General features: G+C 73.4%; 17 protein-coding genes. 11 read left to right on the top strand and 6 right to left on the bottom strand.

Annotation, left to right across the window (positions count from 1 at the left end; all coding sequences use genetic code 11):
- Positions 1-40: 40 nt before the first annotated feature.
- Positions 41-2,773, bottom strand: a complete 2,733-nt coding sequence (locus tag AB0G01_RS05575) for a BTAD domain-containing putative transcriptional regulator (protein WP_360940069.1) — start codon at positions 2,771-2,773, stop codon at positions 41-43.
- A 177-nt stretch (positions 2,774-2,950) separates the two neighbouring features.
- Here AB0G01_RS05575 and AB0G01_RS05580 point away from each other — a divergent pair, with 177 nt between their 5' ends.
- The 5 genes from AB0G01_RS05580 (at position 2,951) to AB0G01_RS05600 (ending at position 6,804) form a co-directional block, all read left to right on the top strand.
- On the top strand, positions 2,951-3,394 hold the full coding sequence (locus tag AB0G01_RS05580) for a hypothetical protein (protein ID WP_360940071.1): 444 nt from the start codon (positions 2,951-2,953) through the stop codon (positions 3,392-3,394).
- A 10-nt stretch (positions 3,395-3,404) separates the two neighbouring features.
- The gene (locus AB0G01_RS05585; RefSeq protein WP_360940073.1) at positions 3,405-4,958 is read left to right on the top strand and encodes a PPE domain-containing protein; all 1,554 of its coding nucleotides are present in this window, start codon (positions 3,405-3,407) and stop codon (positions 4,956-4,958) included.
- Positions 4,955-5,722: an ESX secretion-associated protein EspG gene (locus AB0G01_RS05590; protein WP_360940075.1), complete on the top strand. Its 768-nt coding sequence runs from the start codon at positions 4,955-4,957 to the stop codon at positions 5,720-5,722. The genes AB0G01_RS05585 and AB0G01_RS05590 overlap by 4 nt, the downstream gene beginning before the upstream one ends.
- Before the next feature lie 129 nt (positions 5,723-5,851).
- Entirely contained in the window at positions 5,852-6,328 is a 477-nt protein-coding gene (locus AB0G01_RS05595) for an NAD(P)H-dependent oxidoreductase (protein ID WP_360940077.1), read from the top strand.
- The gene (locus AB0G01_RS05600) at positions 6,325-6,804 is read left to right on the top strand and encodes a flavin reductase family protein (protein ID WP_360940078.1); all 480 of its coding nucleotides are present in this window, start codon (positions 6,325-6,327) and stop codon (positions 6,802-6,804) included. The genes AB0G01_RS05595 and AB0G01_RS05600 overlap by 4 nt, the downstream gene beginning before the upstream one ends.
- A 167-nt stretch (positions 6,805-6,971) precedes the next feature.
- On the opposite strand, the gene AB0G01_RS05605 is transcribed toward AB0G01_RS05600, so the two are convergent.
- From AB0G01_RS05605 to AB0G01_RS05615, 3 genes are read right to left on the bottom strand one after another with little or no spacing between them, the layout of a single operon-like run.
- The gene (locus AB0G01_RS05605; RefSeq protein WP_360940080.1) at positions 6,972-8,801 is read right to left on the bottom strand and encodes an FAD/NAD(P)-binding protein; all 1,830 of its coding nucleotides are present in this window, start codon (positions 8,799-8,801) and stop codon (positions 6,972-6,974) included.
- Positions 8,798-9,559, bottom strand: a complete 762-nt coding sequence (locus AB0G01_RS05610) for an amino acid ABC transporter ATP-binding protein (protein ID WP_360940082.1) — start codon at positions 9,557-9,559, stop codon at positions 8,798-8,800. Before AB0G01_RS05610 ends, AB0G01_RS05605 begins: the two co-directional genes overlap by 4 nt.
- Entirely contained in the window at positions 9,556-10,389 is an 834-nt protein-coding gene (locus AB0G01_RS05615; protein WP_360940084.1) for an amino acid ABC transporter permease, read from the bottom strand. Before AB0G01_RS05615 ends, AB0G01_RS05610 begins: the two co-directional genes overlap by 4 nt.
- A gap of 413 nt (positions 10,390-10,802) precedes the next feature.
- On the opposite strand from AB0G01_RS05615, the gene AB0G01_RS05620 reads away from it, so the two are divergent.
- The 4 genes from AB0G01_RS05620 (at position 10,803) to AB0G01_RS05635 (ending at position 14,381) form a co-directional block, all read left to right on the top strand.
- Positions 10,803-11,945 carry an LLM class flavin-dependent oxidoreductase gene (locus AB0G01_RS05620; RefSeq protein WP_360940086.1) on the top strand — a complete coding sequence of 381 codons (1,143 nt, stop codon included), beginning with the start codon at positions 10,803-10,805 and terminating at the stop codon, positions 11,943-11,945.
- Positions 11,942-12,427 (top strand): GNAT family N-acetyltransferase, encoded by a 486-nt coding sequence (locus AB0G01_RS05625; RefSeq protein ID WP_360940088.1) that lies wholly within the window; start codon positions 11,942-11,944, stop codon positions 12,425-12,427. The genes AB0G01_RS05620 and AB0G01_RS05625 overlap by 4 nt, the downstream gene beginning before the upstream one ends.
- On the top strand, positions 12,428-13,345 hold the full coding sequence (locus AB0G01_RS05630) for an ABC transporter substrate-binding protein (RefSeq protein WP_360940090.1): 918 nt from the start codon (positions 12,428-12,430) through the stop codon (positions 13,343-13,345). It abuts the gene before it with no gap.
- Positions 13,346-13,496: 151 nt separating this feature from the next.
- Entirely contained in the window at positions 13,497-14,381 is an 885-nt protein-coding gene (locus tag AB0G01_RS05635; RefSeq protein ID WP_360940092.1) for a trypsin-like peptidase domain-containing protein, read from the top strand.
- 82 nt (positions 14,382-14,463) lie between these two features.
- Here the strand turns inward: AB0G01_RS05635 and AB0G01_RS05640 are convergent, their stop codons facing one another.
- Positions 14,464-15,699: a cyclopropane-fatty-acyl-phospholipid synthase family protein gene (locus tag AB0G01_RS05640; protein WP_360940094.1), complete on the bottom strand. Its 1,236-nt coding sequence runs from the start codon at positions 15,697-15,699 to the stop codon at positions 14,464-14,466.
- Between the two features lie 11 nt (positions 15,700-15,710).
- Positions 15,711-17,042, bottom strand: coding sequence for an FAD-binding oxidoreductase (locus tag AB0G01_RS05645; RefSeq protein ID WP_360940096.1), 1,332 nt, complete (start codon positions 17,040-17,042; stop codon positions 15,711-15,713).
- An 88-nt stretch (positions 17,043-17,130) separates the two neighbouring features.
- Here AB0G01_RS05645 and AB0G01_RS05650 point away from each other — a divergent pair, with 88 nt between their 5' ends.
- Both AB0G01_RS05650 and AB0G01_RS05655 read left to right on the top strand, forming a co-directional pair.
- Entirely contained in the window at positions 17,131-18,723 is a 1,593-nt protein-coding gene (locus AB0G01_RS05650) for an acyl-CoA dehydrogenase family protein (RefSeq protein ID WP_360940098.1), read from the top strand.
- A complete protein-coding gene (locus tag AB0G01_RS05655) occupies positions 18,720-19,487 on the top strand; it encodes a crotonase/enoyl-CoA hydratase family protein (protein ID WP_360940100.1) in 768 nt (255 codons plus the stop codon). Before AB0G01_RS05650 ends, AB0G01_RS05655 begins: the two co-directional genes overlap by 4 nt.
- Positions 19,488-19,490 lie beyond the last annotated feature (3 nt).

Below are 19,490 nucleotides of genomic sequence, written 5' to 3' on the forward strand. Positions count from 1 at the left end.
CGGCGAGCGCGGCGAGCCCCGGCCGGAGCCGGCGGGCGGTTCAGCCGACGACGTTCGGGTCGAGCTTGCGGGCCACGTCGTCGGCGTCGGCCAGGCGCAGGTCGCGGTAGAGGTGGAGCGCGGCCAGCCAGTGCGGCACGGCCGCGTCCAGGCCCTCCGACCGCTCCAGCACGTCACCGATCTCCCGGTGGCACAGCGCTTCCTGGTACCGGTCCCCCAGCCGCTCGGCCAGCGCCAACCCGGCCCGGTAGGACTCCAGCGCCTCGGCCAACCGCCCGAGCTGCAACGACGCCGTGCCCACCGTGTGCAGCGTCGCGGTGTGCGCCTTGGAGGGCGCGACGGACGAGATCAGGCTCAGCGCCTCGGCCGCGTGCCGCAACGCCTCCTCCGGCTGGTGCTTGCGCAGCAGCACGTTCGCCAGGTTGTTCTGCACGCCGGCCTGCGACCGCTCGTCGCCCACCTCGCGCGCGATCTCCAGCGCCTCCAGGATGGTCGCCTGCGCCCGGTCGAGCTGGTCGTCCGCCATCAGGCAGTAGCCGAGGTTCGCCAGCGCCGCCACGCCCAGGTGCCGGTCGTCGCCCGCCAGTTCCGCCGCCCGCGTGCAGGTCTCGACGGCCTCGTCGATCCGGCCGAGCTCGGCGAGCGTGGAACCCAGCCGCAGCAGGAAGGTCGCCTCCGCGCGCGCGTCGCCGAGGTCCCGCGCCGCCGCCGACCCGATGCGGCACAGCGCCAACCGGTCCAACCGGTTGCCGCGCCGGAAGTGGAACGCGTCCAGGCACAGCGCGAGCTGCCAGGTCCGCTCGCGCTGCCCGCTGTCGAGCGCGATGTCCAGCGCCAGCCCCAGGTTCGCCTCCTCCAGCGTGAACCAGTCCAGCGCGGCGGCGTGCGAGGACAGCTCCGGGAAGCTCGCGGGCCGGTGCTCGCGCGGGCCGAACGGCCGGACGTGGTCGGACAGGTGCGCCCGGCCGGAGTCGGCGACGTGCAGGTAGTAGTCCAGCAGGCGGGCCGTCGACACCGCCGTGTCCACTTCGGACTCGGAGGCCGCCAGGTGGTGGGTGAACAGCCGCACCAGGTCGTGCCGGGAGTACCGGTCGGGCGTGGACTCGTGCAGCAGGTTCGCGTAGGCGAGCGTCCGCAGGTGGGTGCGCGCGCTCACGACGTTGACGTCCAGCAGCGCGGCGGCGGTGTAGCTGTCCAGGTCGGTGCCGGGGTGCAGCCCGAGCCTGCGCAACAGCCGCGCCGCGCCCTCGGGCAGTTCCCGGTAGCTCACCGCGAGCGCCGCGTGCACGCCGCGCCCCGCCTCGGGCAGCTCCAGCGCGGACAGCCGGTGCTGCTCGTCGCGCAGCTCGTCCACCAGGGACTGGATCGTCCAGCGCGGCCGGGACGCCAGCCGCGCGCCCGCGATCCGCAACGCCAGCGGCAACCGGTCGCACAGCTCGACCAGTTCCGCCACGGCGTCGGGCTCCTGGTCGGTCCGGTGCCTGCCCAGCACGGCCGCCAGCAGGTTCTCCGCGCTCGCCGCCGGCAGGGTCTGGACGTGCAGCGCGGACGCGCCCTCGGTCACCACGAGGTCGTCCAGGCGGTGCCGGCTGGTGACCAGCACCAGGCACCCGGTGGAACCGGGCAGCAGCGGCCGGACCTGTTCCGCCGAGCGGGCGTTGTCCAGCAGCACCAGCACCCGCCGCCCGGCCAGCAGGGACCGGAACTGCGCGGCCTGCGCCTCCAGGTCCACCGCGATCTGCGAGTCCGCCAACCCCAGCGCCCGCAGGAAGCCGACCAGCGCCGTGCGCGGGTCCAGCGGCTCGGTCTCGTCGAAACCCCGGAGGTTCACGAAGAGCTGACCGTCCGGGAAATCCCCGGCCACCCGGTGCGCCCAGCGCAGGGCGAGCGCCGTCTTGCCCACCCCCGCCGGCCCCACCAGGAGCCCGATCGCCGAGTCACCGGCCAACCCCACCGCCAGGTCCGACAACTCCGGCTCCCGACCGACGAACCCCCGGTGCTCCCGGGGTAGCTGCGCGGGCACGGGACCGCGCTCGACCGGTTTGGGCGCGGCGTCGCCCGCCAGCACCGTCCGGTACGCGTCGCGCAGCTCCGGGCCGGGATCGACGCCCAGCTCCTCGACCAACCGCCCCCGGGCCCGGTGGTACAGCTCCAGCGCTTCCGCCTGCCGCCCCGTCCAGTGCAGCGCCAGCACCAACCGGGCCACCAGCGGCTCGCGCAACGGGTGCTCGGCCACCGCGTCGCGCAGCCAGGCCACCGCTTCGGCGGCCCGGTCGAGCCGGAACAGCCGGGTCGCCAGCTCCTGCACCGCGACCAGCCGCAGCTCCTCCAGCTTCGCGGTCACCGCCTCGCGCACCCCCGCGCCCGGCACGTCCGCCAGCAGCGGGCCGCGCCACAGCGCCAAGGCGCTGGTCAGCAGGCCCACGGCGGTCACGTCGGCGGCGTCGCGCGCGGCGGCGACGAGGTCTTCGAACCGGAACACGTCCACCGCGTCCCGGTCACCGGTCAGCACGTAGCCGGGGGCGCGGGTGATCAGCACCACGCCGTCGCACAGCACCTTCCGCAACTGCGCGATGTGCCCCTGGAGGGCGGCCTTCGCCTGCGGTGGCGGTGAGCCGTCCCACACCAGCGCGAGCAGCCGGTCACCGGACACCACCCGGTTGAGTTCCAGCGCCAGCGCCGCGAGGACCGCCCGGCGCTTCGCCGCACCCAGCCGGACGGCAGTGCCACCTGCGGAAACGAGCTCAACAGGGCCGAGCAGGTTCACCCGCATCCTGAAAACCTTTCAGCGTTGTCGCCCTGTAGTCGGAGAGTTTCCCATAGTGGGCGACTTCCCCCGGTCCGCCGACGCGGCCGGGCCGGCGCGGGCGTTGGCCGCGCGTTGGGCGGGCGTTGGAGCAGAGGGTGAACCTGTGTTCAGTCCAGCAGGCTGCCTCCGCGAGGGAATCCGATGTACATCGCCGAACCAGGGAATGAAGAGGCCGTGCCGCGCCAGGTCACCCGCGTCGGCGGGGTGGCCCCGACGCCGACGGTGGACGGTCAGGTCTTCGCGTTGCGGGAGACCGTGAACTCCGGGCGGGTCACGCTCGACCCCGTGGTCGGCGAGGAGATGCGCAAGATGCTCCTGGAGCAGGTCGACCTGGTCGACTCGTGGCTGGAGCGGGCGGGCCGGCTGGCGCGCCCCGCCCCGCTGGGCGCGAACCCGGTCGGCGACAAGATGGCCGCGAAGTTCGAGGGCCGCGCCGAGGGCGACGAGCTGTCCTTCGTCTCGGTGATGGTCGCCTACCGCGACGTCCTCCAGCAGACGCACGACTCCGTGCGGAGCGCGATCCGCAACTTCCTGGCGGTCGACGAGGAACACCGCGCCGAACTGACCCGCCTGAGCGGCAACTGAGAGGCGAGCGATGGCTGACCTGAGGATCGACCTCGTCCTGACCGACACCCAGAACTGGGCGTCGCGGTCGCACCAGGAGCTCTACGAAGCGGTGCACGACAACAACGACCCCGGCCAGACCGGCGAGATCGGCGCGGAGTGGGGCCAGTTCGGCAGCGAGCTGACCGAGTCCGCGCGGGTGATCACCGAGCGCGTGGCGGCCACCGAGGCGGGCTGGACGGGCGAGGCGGCCGACAGCGCGCGCGCCGCCGTGAAGCTGCTCGCCGACTGGGTGACCCAGACCGCCGTGACCGCCGTCGAGGTGGGCAAGCGGGTCGACGACCAGAGCCACATCATGGAGAACGCGCGGGCGAGCATGCCCGAGCCGATCGCGTTCCGCTGGGACCAGGCCACCGGCGCGTTCACCGCCGGCGGCATCCAGGGCTTCGTGAACTCGGCGACCGACGTGCGGGCCGCGAACGACCAGGCCCGCGCAGCGCACGAGCAGGCCGTGGCCGTGATGACCACGATGGAGGACGAGTCCCGCTCGGTCGACCGGAACACCCCCACGTTCACCGCGCCGTTCAACCCGGTGACCGGTCGCGTCGAGGAGCCGCAGCTCATGACGGCGCTCACGGCAGGCGCGCCCACCCTGGGCGACGCGCGGGTCGCGGCGGTCCCGGACGGCACGACGCAGGTGTCGGCGGCGGCACCCACGGCGGCGGCCCCGGCCGGCTACACCCCGCCCGGCGGCGCGGGCGGCGGTGGCGGTTACGGCGGTGGGTACGGCGGCGGTGGGTACGGCGGTGGCGGTGGGTACGGCGGTGGCGGTGGGTACGGCGGCAGTGCGCCCCAGGTGCCGGCGGCGTACCGCCCCGAGGGCACGACGGCCGCCGCGGCGGCGGCCCAGGTGCCGGTGGCGAACAAGTACACCCCGCCCTCCTACACCCCGCCGACCGGCGGTGGCCACCAGCCGCCCGGTGGCGGGTACGTCCCGCCGGCGTACGCGCCCCCCGGCGGCGGCTCGGGCAAGCAGCAGCCCCCGCCGTACCGGCCGGCCCCTCCCGGCACGGTGGTCCCCAAGCCGCAGACCGGTTTCGGCCCGAACAGCGGCAAGCTCCCGCCGTACATCCCGGCCGGCAGCCCCGGCACCCCGCCGATCCCCGGCGGCGGTGGCGCGGGCGGCGGTGCGGGCGGTGGCGGTGCGGGCGGTGGCGGTGGTGCGCCCCGCTTCGGCGGCGGTGGCGCGGGCGGTTTCGCGGGCGGCTTCGGCCCGACCGGGTCCGGCGGCGGTGGCGCGGGTCAGCTCGCGGCGGGCGGTGCGGCGGGGATCGGCGCTCCCGGCGGCCCGCGCGGGCCGGTGCCCGGCGGTTTCCCGGGAGGCGCGGCCGGCGCGGCCGGTTCCCCGATGGGTGGCGCGGGCGCGCCGATGGGCGGTGCCGGCGCGGGCGGCCAGGGCCAGGAGGACAAGGAGCACCGGTCCGCGGCCTACCTCCGCGGCGAGGACATCTTCGAGGTGCCCGGCGAGCACCTGCCCCCGTCCGTGATCGGCGGCACCAAGCCGAAGAAGAGGGGCGACCAGTGATCGAGCCCCAGTTCGTGCTCACCCCGCGCGAGCTGGACGTGCTCTGGCACGACCTGGCGCTGGGCCGGCTGCCCTACCCGCTGGACGTGCCGAGCGTCGGGTCCACCGGCGAGGAGCGCGCCCGGCTGCGGGCCGAGGTGCTCGCCGAGTACGGCGACCCCGATCCCCGGCTGGTCGACCTGCTGCGGCTGCTCGCCGACCACCAGGTCGCGGTGGACGCGGTGGCGCACGTGGACCGCCCGGTGCGGGCGGTGGCCGCGTCGACCGGACAGCGCGCGGTGCTGGCGGTCGTCGACAGCGACCGGATCGGCCTGCTGGAGATCCGGCCGACGGCGTTGGCGCGGTCCATCGTCGAGGTGCTGCCGCACGGCGCGGCCGGACCGGGCAGCGCGCTGTCCGTCCGGCTGGAGACGCTCGACGACGCCCTCGCGCTGCACCAGGCGCAGGAGGACGACGAGGACGACGACGACCCGTGGGGCGGGAGCGGGCTGGACGAGCGCGCGGCGCTCCAGAAGGCCGGCCTGTCCCGGGAGGACGCCGCCACGATCAGCGAGCTCGCGACCGGCCGGGTGGCCGGCGGCCAGTTCGGCGTGACCACCGGCGGCGGGTTCCGCGCGACCAGGGCGGGCGTGCTGATCACGTGGTTCGACACCACCCACGGCCGGTACCTGGTGGTGCGCGAGGACGGCTGGCTGAGCCTCGCCCCGACAGACAACGACCGGATCGCGACCCGGATCGCCTCGGTGCTGTCCTCGGTCGCCTGACCGGCGTCCGACCTCGCGGCCGGCGGTCCCCGAACGGGGGCCGCCGGCCGAGTTCTAGCACCACCGTGGGGGTGTCCCGCCCGTTGGACGACCTTGAGGGCCGCCGACGACGTTGGGATGCTCGGGAGCATGACCCAGCCACTCGTCGTCGGTGCCCTGGTCGGCAATCCGCGCCCGGCCTCCCGAACGTTGAACGCGGTGCCGGCCTTGCGCGAGGCCGTCCGCCGGCCCCTCACCGGGCAGGGCCGGGAGGTCGCGCCCGACGGTCCGCTGGTCGACGCGGCCGAGGTGTTCCGGCCGGGCTCCACGGCCGTGCGGGAGGCGCTGGAGGACCTCGCCACCGCCGACGTCCTCGTGGTCGCCTCGCCGACCTACAAGGCCACCTGCACCGGCCTGCTCAAAGCCGTGCCCGACCAGGCACCGGCCGACTGGCTGCGCGGCACGACCGCCGTCCCGCCGCTGGTCGCGGCGGCGGAAAAACACGCTTTGGCCGTGGAGCCGCACCTCAAGCCGCTGCTCGCGGAACTCGGCGCGGCCGTGCCGGGACGCGGGATCTTCGTGGCCGAGGCCGGCTGGTTCGCCGCGCCGGTCGGGGCCGGCCGATGAGCGGGCTGGGCACCGAGCTGCGGGCCGCCCTGCGCGACTTCCCGCAGGGCGTGGGCATCGTGACCGCGAGCGGTCCGGAGGGCCCGGTGGGCGTGACGGTGAGCTCGTTCACCTCGGCCAGCCTGCACCCGCCGCTGATCGTGGTGTGGATCGGCGAGGGCGCGTCGGCGTGGCCGGTCCTGCGCACCGCGCCGCTGTTCGCCGTGCACCTGCTGCACGCGGGCCAGACCGGTCTCTCCGACCTGTTCGCGAAGACCGGGGCGGACCGCTGGGGCCACCCGGACACCCGCTGGCGGTCCGATGTGGACGGTGTGCCGCACCTGCTGGACGCGCCGGTGCGGCTGCGCTGCCGGACGGCCCGGCGGATCGCCGTCGGCGACCACGTGGCACTGGTCGGTGAACCGCTGGAGATCCAGCACAACGCCGGGAACCCGCCGCTGGTCCGGTTCCAGGGGCGGTACACGTCCGTGACGTAGGGCCGACGCCCCGGCGGACGGCCCGGTCGTGCCGCACCGGCCGACCGGGATGACTGCCGACCGGGATGCCTCGGGGGAACTCCGTCCCGGTCGGCCGCCGACCGGGATTCCCGAGGCGCTGCACCGGGTGCGGAGCAGGAGCGCCCGAGACCGGGCCCGGAACGCCCTCACGCCACGGACTCGTCCACCTCGGCCACCGCCAGGAAGCGCAGCAGAGCCCGCGCCACCTCGTCGTTCTGCCGGAACGCCGGGGCGTTCGTCCTCGGGCGCGCGAACGCCGCGTACGCCTTGTTCGTCGTGTACGGCCCGACCGCGAACCGCCGGGGGTGCGGGACGCCGGACGCGTCCACGATCCGGCTGTCCTCCGCGTCCACCTCGACCAGCCCGCGCACGTCGGACACGTCCCCCGCCGCCACCAGCGACCGCAGCAACGGGTCCGCCGTGTGTTCCAGCGAGTGCACCGGGAGGCGCGCCTCGATCAACCCCCGCGCCCGCACGACGTGCCCGGGGACGCTGGCGCTGCCGGCCAGGAACACGCCGTCTTCCGCCTCCACCCACGTGTCCGCGCCCAGGAACGACACCACGCCGGCCCGCGCCAGGGCCAGCAGCTCCTCCAACCGGTCCGGCGGCGGCCCGCTGGCGAAGTAGCTGAAGAACCCGTGCCACCACCCGTCGTCGCCGACCAGCCGCCCGGACGCCGCGAGCACCGCGAACTGCCCGTAGACCCCCAGCAGCGCCAGGAACGCGCCCAGGTCGGCGCTGTGCTCCGCGGAGGACCGCCGTTCGACGTCCGCCGCCACGTACGCCCGCAGGAACTGCTGGAACCCCTCGGGCGTCGCGAAGGTCACCCCGTCGATGGGCCGGTCCAGGCGCTCGAAGTCGAGCACGTCCGACTCCCGCGGCAACGCGGACCGCTCCAGCTCCCGCATCTCCGCGCCGTACCAGTCCAGCGCGGCGAACCGCGCGGCGAACTCCGGCCACGGCACCGACACCCGCGTCGGGTGCCCGGTGAACAGCTCGCGGTAGTACCCGTGCGCGATCTCCTTGGCCATCAACGGCCACGCGTCCCGCCGGAAGTCGACCACGCCGTCCCCGGCCAGCAGCTCGGCCGCCCGGAAGAACGTCGGCGCGCCCGGGGGCTCGCCCCGCAACCGGTACCCGGTCTTGGAGTGGTAGGGCACGCCGCGCCGGGACCCGACGTGCAGCCGGGGTTCCCGGCCGGACGCGGCGTAGTGCAGCTCGTCGCCGATGCGGACGAACGCGCCGCCGCGCCCCTCGGCCAGCAGCACGGCCAGGTCCACGAACGCCAGTCCCATGCCCCGCACCACGACGTCCGCACCGGCCGGCACCGACGACAGGTCCGCGTCGGCCGTGTAGTCCGGCGGCAGGTACGCCAGGCCGTGCTCGGCCGCGTAGTCGGCCATCTTGAGGTGTTCCGGCGACGGTTCGGTGTCCAGGTGCCCCAGGGCGAGCACCACGACGTCGGCCACCAGCGGCTCGGACCGGTCGGCCAGCCACACCCGCTGCCGCACCTGCGGCGACCCGGTCAGCCGGACCACCTTCGTCGGGTGGACGTGCACCGAGCTCCCGGGCGGCAGCGCGGCGACCGCCTCGCGGTGGAACCACTTCAGGTACGCGCCCTGCACCCGCCGGCTCGGGAACGAGGTGGGCTCCACCGCCGCCGACCCGGCCCGCACCCCGGCGTCGGGGTCCGCCGCGGACAGCTCGGCGGCCCACTCGGCGAGCGACGGCCCCGGCCGCACCGGACCGTCGCACACCACGGACGAGTCGGTGAACATCGTGACGTCCTCGGCCATCGAGTTCATCCGCAGCAGCGGCGACTGCTCGTGCCGCCAGACCCGTCCCGAGCCGGCCGCGAACGGGTCGACCAGGTGCACCTCCACCGGCCCGTCCAGCAGTTCCGGCGCGTTCGCGGCGATCCGCTCGATCAGGCCGGACGCCCGGGGCCCCGCCCCCACCAGCACCACGACGTTCATCGCACGCGGGCCAGGAACTCGCGGGTGCGGGCGTGGCGCGGACCGTCGATCACGACGTCGGGCGGCCCGGTCTCGACCACCAGCCCCTCGTCCAGGAACACCACGGTGTCCGCGACGGACCGCGCGAACGCGATCTCGTGGGTCACCACGACCATCGTCATCCCGTCGGCGGCGAGGTCCTTCATCACCTCCAGCACCTCCCCCACCAGTTCGGGGTCCAGCGCCGAGGTGGGCTCGTCGAACAGCATCACCTCGGGCCGCATGGCCAACGCGCGCGCGATCGCCACCCGCTGCTGCTGCCCGCCGGACAGCCGGCGCGGGTAGGCGTCCTCGCGCCCGGCCAGGCCGACCCGCGCGATCAGCGACCGCGCCAGCTCCTCGGCCTCCGCGCGCGGCAGGCCCAGCACGCCCACCGGTGCCTCGACGACGTTTTGCAGCACCGTCAGGTGCCCGAAGAGGTGGAAGCCCTGGAACACCATGCCGATCGACGCCCGCTGGCCGGCGACGACGCGTTCCTTGAGCTCGTGCAGCTTCCCCCCGTGCCGCCGGTACCCGACCAGCACGCCGCCCACCTCGATCTCCCCGCGGTCGGGTTTCTCCAGGTGGTTGAGGCAGCGCAGCAGCGTGCTCTTGCCGGACCCGGACGGCCCGATCACGCACGTCACCGAACCGCGCGCGACGGACAGGTCCACGCCGCGCAGCACGGGCGTGCCGCCGAAGCTCTTGTGCAGATCGGTGACCTGGATGGCGACCGTCACGACAGCCTCCCCGCGCCTCGCGCGTAGTACCGCTCCACGTAGTGCTGACCGACGCTGAGCAGGCTGGTGACGATGACGTACCAGACGGTGGCGACCAGCAGCAGCGGGATGATCAGGTAGTTGCGGTTGTAGATGAGCTGGACGGAGTACAGGAGGTCCTGCACGGCCAGCACGCTCACGATCGACGTGCCCTTCAGCGTGCCGATGAGCATGTTCCCGGCGGCGGGGATGATCGCCCGCATCGCCTGCGGCAGCACGATCCGGCGCAGCACCCGGTCGCGCCGCATGCCCAGCGCCAGCGCCGCCTCGACCTGCCCGGCGTCCACCGACAGGATGCCGCCGCGCACCACCTCCGCCGCGTACGCGGCCTCGTGCAGCACCAGGCCGATGATCACCGCCGTGACCGGTCCGATGATCGGCGTCGCGCCGGACAGGACCGGGTACAGCGCCCCGATGTTGAACCAGAACAGCAACTGCACCAGCAGCGGCACGGAGCGGAACAGCCAGACGTAGCCCCAGCCCACCCCCGCCAACACCGGGTTGCCGGACAGCCGCATGACGGCCAGCACGCCGCCGACCAGGAACCCCAGCACGACGGTCAGCGCGGTGAGCCACAAGGTGAGCCCCAGCCCGCGCAACACCGCCTCGGTGGTGAAGTACCGGGCGACCACGTCCCACTGGAACTGCTCGTTGACCACCACCGACCACAGGACCAGCGCCAGGGCCGACAGGACCAGCACCGCCGACACCCAGCGCCACGGACGGCGCAACGGCACGATCTCGGCGGCTTTCCGGACCTGTGGCGGTGACACGACGGTCGAAGCGCTCACGACGTCTCCAGAGCAGAGGGAACACGGAACGGTGCCGCGTCCCTCAACGCCGCGTCGCGATCGTAGGCGCGCGACCGCGCGGGAAGTCAAGGTATTCCGTCATCTGGACGCCGGTCGAACCGTCGTTGACGACCTCGTCCGGCGCTGCTGCACTGGTGTCGTGGAACCCGTGCGGCTGGTCATTCGCGGCCACATCGACTTCGGTCGGGTGTGGTCCTCTTCCTGTTCGGGCTGACCCGCCCGCCGACCCCGCGCGTCTCCCTCAACGCCGTGGGCGCGTCGGCGCTCCGCCTCCGGGCCCGGTTCCGGTTCCGGGCCACGGCACCAAGCACCTGACCTGCCCGGAACTTCTTCCCGGGCGTTCTTCGGGATTTCCCCCTCGGGCAAGCACCACCACGTGGAAGGTACTCGACGTGCCTGTTGAGTTTCTGGGGATCGGCGGCACCAACGACGGGTCGGAGACCCGCCCGCGCACCGGCGCGTCCTTCGACAAGGAGTACGCGCTCACCCTGGCCCGCGCGCACGAAGAGCACGGCTGGGACCGGGTCCTGTTCGCCTACGGCTCCGGTTCGCCCGAGCCCGCGCAGGTCGCCGCCTACGTCGCGACCAAGCTGGACAAGCTCCAGATCCTGTTGGCGCACCGGCCGAACGTCTCCTACCCGACGTTCGCCGCGAAGACCTTCGCCACGCTCGACCAGATCAGCGACGGTCGGCTGACGGTGCACTTCATCACCGGCGGCACCGACCACGAGCAGCGGCGCGAGGGCGACCACCTGACCAAGGACCAGCGCTACTCCCGCACCCGCGAGTACATCGGGATCGTCAAACGGGTCTGGACCTCGCACGAGCCGTTCGACCACGAGGGCGAGCACTACCGCTTCGCCGACTTCGTCAGCGACGTGTTCCCGGTGCAGCGGCCACGGCCGAACGTGTCGTTCGGCGGGTCGTCGCCGGCCGCGTACCGGGCCGGTGGCGCGGAGGCGGACATCTTCTGCCTGTGGGGCGAGCCGCTGGCCGACACCGCCACGCAGATCGAGGAGGTGCGGCGGGCCGCGCGCGAGGCCGGCCGCACCGACGTGCCGCGCATCCAGGTGGCGTTCCGGCCGATCCTCGGCGCGACCGAGGAACTGGCCTGGGAGAAGGCCCACCGCACGGTGGACGCGATCAAGCGGCGCACGGCGGGCGGGAAGTCGTTGACCCGCAGGCACTCCCTGACCAGCCCGGAGAACACCGGTTCGCAGCGGCTGCTGGAGATCGCCGGGCGCGGCGAGCGGTTCGACCGCGCGCTGTGGACGCCCACGGCGGCGGCGACCGGCGGCGCGGGCAACTCCAACGCCCTGGTCGGCACGCCGGAAACGGTCGCGCAGGCGCTGCTGGACTACTACGACCTCGGCGTGGACATCCTGTCGGCACGCGGCTACGACATGGTGGACGACACCATCGACTTCGGCCGGTACGTGATCCCGATCGTCCGCGAAGAGGTCGCGAAGCGCGACCGGGAACGCGCCTCCCGGGTCGTGGAGCCCCGGCGGGAGTCCCTCGTGGTGGACGGATGAGCGTCGACACCGTCGAGGCCCGCCGGGTGCGCTGGGACGACCCGGAGACGCTGCCGCTGAAGGAGGAGCTGACCGAGGAGTACGCGTCCCGGTACGGCGAGCGGGGCCGGGACGAGATGACCCGCCACGACCCGGCGCTGTTCGCCCCGCCGGACGGCGTGCTCCTGCTGCTGCTGGAGGACGGCTCGGCCGTCGCGGGCGGCGCGTTCAAGCGGTACGACGAGCACACCGCCGAGCTGAAGCGGATCTGGACGCACTCCGGCCACCGGCGGCGCGGTCTCGGCCGCCGGGTGGTCGCCGAGCTGGAGCGCGCCGCCGCGCAGCTCGGCTACCGCCGGATCCACCTGACCACCGGCCCGCGACAACCGGAAGCCCGGGGTCTCTACCTGGCCACCGGGTACACGGCGCTGTTCGACGTGCGGGCGGATCCGCTCACCGTCGGGCCGCTCGCCTTCGAGAAGCACCTGACCGAGGAAGCCTAGATGCGCACGAGACACCTGCTGATGTTGTTGAGCCTGCTCACCCTCGTGGTGACCGGGTGCTCGTCGGCGGACGCCACGAACCCGGCGGGCACCGGCGTCCAGCCGGGTGCGGACGTGCTGTCCGGGCTCACCGAGGACGAGGCGCTCGCGAACCTGCTGCCGGCGGACGTCCGCGCGGCGGGCGTGGTGAAGTTCGGGTCGTCGGTGGGCGGCCAGCCGCCGTCGTCCTTCTACGCCGAGGACAACAGGACGGTCCTCGGCCAGGACGTCGACCTGGCCGAGGCGGTCGGCAGGCTGCTCGGCGTGCGGATCGAGCGCGAGGTGGCCGCGTTCGAGGTCATCCTCCCGGCGCTGGGCAGCGGCAAGTACCAGGTCGGCACGGGCAACTTCGGCGTCACCGAGGCGCGGAAGAAGACCATCGACTTCGTCACCTACATCAACGACGGCCAGGGTTTCGCGGTGCGCGCGGACGACACCCGGCTGACCGGGGTGCACGACCTGCGGGAGCTGTGCGGGCTCAGGATCGGCACAGGTGCGGGCACCACGTTCGAGGCGACCCTGGAGAAGGAGAAGCACGTCTGCCCGGACGCCGGGAAGCCCGCCTACGAGGTGCTCAGCTTCGCCGAGAACGCGGCGATCTACCTCGGCCTCCAGCAGCGGCACATCGACGTCGTGATGAGCACGATCAACGGTTTGCGCCACGCCGCCGCGAACCAACCGAACCTCAAGTTCCTCAACGAGTTCAAGCGGCTGGACGTGGGATTCGCGTTCCGGAAGGGTTCGCCCCTCGCGCCCGCGTTCCAGGCAGCCGTGAACCGACTCGTCAAGGATGGCACCTACCTGCGGATTCTGGAGAAGTGGGGCACCGAGGACTCGGCCATTCCGGAGTCCTTGATCAGCCCGCCGGAGCACGCGTAGAGGTGACCGAACCGGGCGGACCGGGACACTTCGCCAGTCCCGGTCCGCCCACCCCCTCGCGGCACCACCCCCGGAGGAGGTTCGCGACTTTCTTGGCAAGTCCTGGGCGCACGCTCAGCCCGCTCATAGCCTGCGGGGCTTTCCTGGGGTCATGACGCAGAACTCCCCCGTGATGAGCGGATCACCGCACGACGGTCCGCAGTACTCCGGCCCGCAGGCTTTCGGGCTCCCTCCGGTCCCGCCGACGCCCAGGCCGTTCTGGCGGCGGACCAGCACGGTGGTCACCTCGGCGGCGCTGGTCGCCGCGCTGTTCGGCGGGGTCACCGGCGGCGTGGTCGGCGCGCTGAACGCGCCCGACGCGGCCGTCGGCGCGGTCGGCTCGCCGGTGGCCTCGCAGACCTCGGACCGGTCCGCGCTGGACGTCAGCGCGGTCGCGGCGAAGGTGCTGCCGAGCGTGGTGCAGGTGAACGTCGTCACGGCGCAGGGGCAGGGCATCGGCTCCGGGGTGGTGCTGTCGGCCGACGGGCGGATCTTGACGAACAACCACGTCGTGTCCGGCGCGCAGCAGGTGTCGGTGACGCTGGACGACGGTCGGACGGTGGACGCGGAGGTCCTCGGCACGGACGCGACGAGTGACCTGGCGGTCGTGCGGGCACAGGGGGTCGACGGCTTGACGCCGGCCGTGTTCGCCGACTCGGACGGCGTGGCGATCGGCGACCAGGTCGTGGCGATCGGTTCGCCGGAGGGCTTGCGGGGCACGGTCACGTCCGGGATCGTCAGCGCGCTGGACCGGAAGGTCACCGTGCCGGGCGAGACGCGCCGGTCCGCGCCGGTGAGCTACCAGGCCATCCAGACCGACGCGTCGATCAACCCGGGCAACTCGGGCGGACCGCTGATCAACGCCGCCGGCGAGGTGGTCGGGATCAACTCGGCGATCTACTCGCCGGCATCGGAGAGCGGGTCGGCGGGCAGCGTCGGCATCGGGTTCGCGATCCCGGCCAACCAGGCCGGGCAGATCGCCGACGAGCTGACCTGATGGGTCGGGAGTGGCTCCCGTCGCCGAGGGGACCCGCACGGCGACGCCCTGCGGGTCCCCTCGGCGACGAAAGCCGACCGCCTCAGCCCAGCCAGTCCGGCCGCAACGGCATCCCGGACGTCGCCCCGTCCAGCTTCACCCCCAGCACCTGGTGGAGCTGGATGTTGTTCCGCTCGAAGCCCAGCCGGGACGCGGCCAGGTACAACCGCCACACCCGCGCCCGTCCCGGGCCGACCTCGTCCACGGCGTCGTCCCAGTGCGCCTCCAGGTTCCGCCCCCACGCCGCCAGGGTCAGCGCGTAGTGCTCGCGGATGTTCTCCTCGTGCCGCACCTCGAACCCGGTGTCGTGCATCAGCGACACGAGGTGCCCCGGCCCCACCAGCTCGCCGTCCGGGAACACGTACCGGTTGATGAACCCGCCGGTCCGCGCCCGCTGCCGGTTGTCCGGCCGGGTGATGCAGTGGTTGAGCATCCGCCCACCGGGGCGCAGCTTCCGGTACAGCGACCGGAAGTACGCGGGCAGCTTGGCCTTGCCGATGTGCTCGGTGAGCCCGATCGAGCTGACCGCGTCGAAGCCGTCCTCCCGGACGTCCCGGTAGTCCAGGTACCGCACCTCGGCCAGGTCCGACAGGCCCGCCTCGACGATGGCCTTCTGCGCCCACTCCGCCTGGTTCCGGGACAGCGTGACGCCCAGCGCCCGCACGCCGTGCTCGCGCGCGGCGTGCATGACCATCCCGCCCCAGCCGCACCCGACGTCCAGCAGCCGCATCCCGGGACGCAGGCCGAGCTTGCGGGCGACCAGCTCGTGCTTGGCGAACTGGGCCTCTTCCAGGGTGGACGTCGCGGTCGGGTACACCGCGCAGGTGTAGGCCATGGACGGCCCGAGCAGCCACTCGTAGAACGTGTTCGACACGTCGTAGTGGTGCGCGATCGCCTCGCGGTCCCGCGCCTTGGAGTGGCGCAGGCCGTGCAGCTTCCGCTCCTGCGGCGGGATCTCGACCCTCGCGTTGAGCCGCTGCCTCCCCAGTTGTCCCAACAGCTCGATCCGCTCCAGCCACGGCACTTCCCGCAACGACATCTCGGACAGGTGCACCAGCGCGCCGTACACGTCCCCGATGATCTCCAGGTGCCCGGTCACGTACGCGCGCGCCAGCCCCAGCTCACCCGGCGCGGACGCCAGGTAGGACAGCGCTTCCGGCGACCTCACCTCGATGCGCACGTCCGCGTCGGCCGAACCCGCCCGGCTGCCGTCGTATGCGCTGAACCCGACGGACGCGTCGCCGCCGACCGCCCGCTGGAACACCTCGGCCAACCGCATGGACCCTCCATTCACCTGCGGAGAACACACTTGGCGTACAAATCGGGGAGCCGGGCGTCGGCGTCGTACCGCTCCTTCAGGTCGCGGTACGTGTCGCCGTTGTAGTTCGCCCAGAACTCCTCTTCCCCGTAGTAGGAATCCGAGTACAGCGACTTGTGGCCGCCGAGCCCGGTCACCTCTTCCTCGATCAGCCGGTTGCGGCTGCCCATCGGCTCGTCCGGTCCCAGGTCCACGGTGGACCAGAAGCCGACGTTGACGTAGAGCACGTCCGGGTCCATCGGGTACAGCGGCCAGCCCGCGCGGTCGCGCAGCCGGACCGGGCACAGCCAGACCGGTTCGATGCCGATCTCGCGGTGGAAGAAGTCCAGGAACCCGGCCAGCTTCGAGACCGGGATCTCGACGTCCTGGATCACCGGCTCCTGGACGGCCTTGCTCAGCTTGGCGCTGAACCCGCGCCGCCGGTCCCACGCCACGATCCTGCGGTAGACGTCCGACCGGAGGTACCGCTTGGGCACCAGGCTGCGCACCACGGGGTTCTGCACGCCGAACGCCCGCGAGCACCAGAACCAGTCGGTGTCCCAGCGCCAGAGGTAGTCCCGCACGGTCAGGTAGTCCGTCCGCCGGGCCTGGATCGACCGGTAGTAGATGCCGCGCCCGGTGTAGTCGGACCGGTACGGCGCGCTGTCGGCCCAGTCGGCCAGCGTCAGGTACTGCTCCTGCCCGGAGAACACCGTGCCGTCGATGAAGTCGACCGGCTCGCCCTGGTAGGACCGCTCGGCGCAGACCGCCTCCACGACCTCGGCCAGTTCCGCCGCCGACCCGAACGGCACGTGCCGCAACCGGACGTACGGCTGGACCCGCTCCAGCTCGATCTCCACCCGCAGCGCGTACCCGAGCGTCCCGTAGGAGTTCGGGAAACCCCGGAACAGGTCGTCGGACGGTCCCACCACGACGACCTCGCCGTCGCCGGTCAGCACCTCCAGTTCGCGCACCGACTCGTGCGGCAGTCCGTTGCGGAACGAGCTCGACTCGATGCCCAGCCCGGCCACCGCGCCCCCGAGCGTGATGGTCTTGAGCTGGGGCACCACCAGTGGCATCAGGCCGTGCGGGAGGGTGGCGTCCACCAGGTTCTCGTAGGTGGTCATGCCCTGGACCTGGGCGGTGCGCGCGGACGCGTCGACCGAGAGCACGCGGTCGAAGCGGGCCACGTCGAGGCCGCCGGGTTGGTCGGCGCGGAACCGGAACAGGTTCGACGTCGGCTTGGCGAGCCGGACGGGTTGCCCCGTCGGGATCGCCGCGTACTGGCCGCGCAGCGCGGCCACCGCCTGCCTGTGATCGCTCACGGGATCGACGTTAGGCCGACGAAGGGGCGTCAGCACCCCCAATTATGAACCGACCGCGAAGTTACCGCTCGGTAGTACCCTGACGGCTATGACCCGCGCCACGCACCAGGTGACCAACCAGGCACCGCCGCTGGAGGGCCACGACGTGGCCGAAGACCCCGCGCTGCTGGACGGTCTGCGGCGCGGCGGCGCGGGGTGGGCCGAGCCCGAGCTCCGCGAACTCGGGCTCGAAGCGGGTTCGGCGGACGCCCAGCACCTGGGACGACAGGCGAACGCCCACCCGCCGGTGCTGCACACGCACGACCGCCACGGACACCGGGTGGACGAGGTCGAGTTCCACCCGGCCTGGCACCGGCTGATGACCACCGCCGTCGCGCACGGCCTGCACGCCACCCCGTGGCGGGACGGGCGGCCGGGCGCGCACGTGGCCCGCGCGGCGAAGTTCTACGTGTGGAGCCAGGCCGAAGCGGGGCACGGGTGTCCGATCTCGATGACCTACGCCGCCGTGCCCGCGCTGCGCAGAGCACCCGAACTGGCCGAGAGGTTCGAACCGCTGCTGGCGTCGACCACCTACGACTTCGGCCTGCGCCCGCCGGAGGGCAAGCGCGGCCTGATCGCGGGCATGTCGATGACCGAGAAGCAGGGCGGTTCCGACGTCCGCGCGAACACCACCACCGCGACGGAGGCGGGCGACCACTACCTGCTGACCGGCCACAAGTGGTTCACCTCCGCGCCGATGTCCGATTTGTTCCTCACCCTCGCGGTCACGCCGGAGGGCCCGTCCTGCTTCGCGCTGCCCCGCGTGCTGCCGGACGGGACGCGCAACGCGCTGTTCCTCCAGCGCCTCAAGGACAAGCTGGGCAACAGGTCCAACGCCTCCGCCGAGGTGGAGTACGACGGCGCGGTCGGCTGGCTGGTCGGCGAACCCGGCCGGGGCGTGCGGACGATCATCGAGATGGTCAACGCGACCAGGCTGGACTGCGTGCTGGGCAGCGCGTCCGGGATGCGCTACGGCCTCACCCAGGCGACCCACCACGCCGCGCACCGGACGGCGTTCGGGCGGGCCCTGATCGACCAGCCGGTGATGCGCAACGTGCTGGCGGACCTCGCGGTGGAGTCCGAGGCGGCGACGACGGTCGCGCTGTGGCTGGCCGGCACGCGCAGCCGGCTCGGCCTGGCGGTGGCCAAGTACTGGGTGTGCAAGCGCGGCCCGGCGCACGCCGCCGAGGCGCTGGAGTGCCTGGGCGGCAACGGGTACGTCGAGGAGTCCGGGATGCCCCGGCTGTTCCGCGAGTCGCCGCTGATGTCCGTCTGGGAGGGGTCGGGCAACGTGGCCGCGCTGGACGCGCTGCGGGTGCTGGCCCGCGAGCCGGACGCGGTGGCCGGGTTCTTCGCCGAGCTGGACGCGGCACAGGGTGCCGACCGGCGGCTGGACGCGGCCGTCGCGGCGCTGAGGACCGCACTGGCGGACCTCGACGACCTGGAGGTCCGGGCGCGCGGGCTGGTGGAGCGGATGGCGTTGGCGTTGCAGGGTTCCCTGTTGGTCCGGTACGGGCACCCGGCGGTCGCGGACGCGTTCTGCGCGTCCCGGCTGGCCGGCGACCGGGGCGCGGCGTTCGGCACGCTGCCGCGCGGCACGGACTTCGGTGCGATCATCGGACGGGGGTTGCCGGAGCTGTGAGCTCGGTGCGGGTGGAGCGGTCCGGACCGGTCTGCACGGTCCTGCTGAACCGGCCGGCGGTGCGCAACGCGGTGGACGGGCCGACCGCGCACACGCTGACCGAGGTGTTCCGCGAGTTCGACGAGGACGACTCGCTGTCGGTGGCCGTGCTGCACGGCGAGGGCGGCACGTTCTGCGCGGGCGCGGACCTCAAGGCGCTGGGCACGCAGCGCGGCAACGACCCGCGGTCGCCGACCGGCCCGATGGGGCCGACCCGGTTGCGCCTGTCGAAGCCGGTGATCGCGGCGGTGTCCGGGCACGCCGTGGCGGGCGGGCTGGAGCTGGCGCTGTGGTGCGACCTGCGGGTGGCCGGCGAAGACGCGGTGTTCGGCGTGTTCTGCCGGCGGTGGGGCGTGCCGCTGGTCGACGGCGGGACGGTGCGGCTGCCCCGGCTGATCGGGCAGTCCCGGGCGATGGACCTGATCCTGACCGGCCGGCCGGTGGACGCGGCGGAAGCGCTGGCGATCGGCCTGGCGAACCGGGTGGTGCCGGCCGGCATGGCCCGCGCGGCGGCCGAGGAGCTGGCCCGGGAGCTGGCGGCGTTCCCGCAGACGTGCCTGCGGGAGGACCGGCTCTCGGTGCTGGAGCAGGACGGGCTGGACGAGGACGCGGCGCTGGCGAACGAGCTGGAGCACGGCCTGGTGGCGCTGCGCGAGGTCGAGGCCGGCCTGTCCGGCTACCTCGCCGGCGAGGGCCGCCACGGCCAGTCCCGGCGGCCCGGCTGACCG

This window comes from Actinosynnema sp. NPDC023587, assembly GCF_040640215.1.
GTDB lineage: Bacteria > Actinomycetota > Actinomycetes > Mycobacteriales > Pseudonocardiaceae > Actinosynnema.

Excerpts from the sequence above, each read along its gene's own strand:
- AB0G01_RS05575 (WP_360940069.1), bottom strand. The coding sequence starts at position 2,773 with ATGCGGGTGAACCTGCTCGGCCCTGTTGAGCTCGTTTCCGCAGGTGGC.
- AB0G01_RS05580 (WP_360940071.1), top strand. The coding sequence starts at position 2,951 with ATGTACATCGCCGAACCAGGGAATGAAGAGGCCGTGCCGCGCCAGGTC.
- AB0G01_RS05585 (WP_360940073.1), top strand. The coding sequence starts at position 3,405 with ATGGCTGACCTGAGGATCGACCTCGTCCTGACCGACACCCAGAACTGG.
- AB0G01_RS05595 (WP_360940077.1), top strand. The coding sequence starts at position 5,852 with ATGACCCAGCCACTCGTCGTCGGTGCCCTGGTCGGCAATCCGCGCCCG.
- AB0G01_RS05600 (WP_360940078.1), top strand. The coding sequence starts at position 6,325 with ATGAGCGGGCTGGGCACCGAGCTGCGGGCCGCCCTGCGCGACTTCCCG.
- AB0G01_RS05605 (WP_360940080.1), bottom strand. The coding sequence starts at position 8,801 with ATGAACGTCGTGGTGCTGGTGGGGGCGGGGCCCCGGGCGTCCGGCCTG.
- AB0G01_RS05625 (WP_360940088.1), top strand. The coding sequence starts at position 11,942 with ATGAGCGTCGACACCGTCGAGGCCCGCCGGGTGCGCTGGGACGACCCG.
- AB0G01_RS05630 (WP_360940090.1), top strand. The coding sequence starts at position 12,428 with ATGCGCACGAGACACCTGCTGATGTTGTTGAGCCTGCTCACCCTCGTG.
- AB0G01_RS05635 (WP_360940092.1), top strand. The coding sequence starts at position 13,497 with ATGACGCAGAACTCCCCCGTGATGAGCGGATCACCGCACGACGGTCCG.
- AB0G01_RS05640 (WP_360940094.1), bottom strand. The coding sequence starts at position 15,699 with ATGCGGTTGGCCGAGGTGTTCCAGCGGGCGGTCGGCGGCGACGCGTCC.
- AB0G01_RS05650 (WP_360940098.1), top strand. The coding sequence starts at position 17,131 with ATGACCCGCGCCACGCACCAGGTGACCAACCAGGCACCGCCGCTGGAG.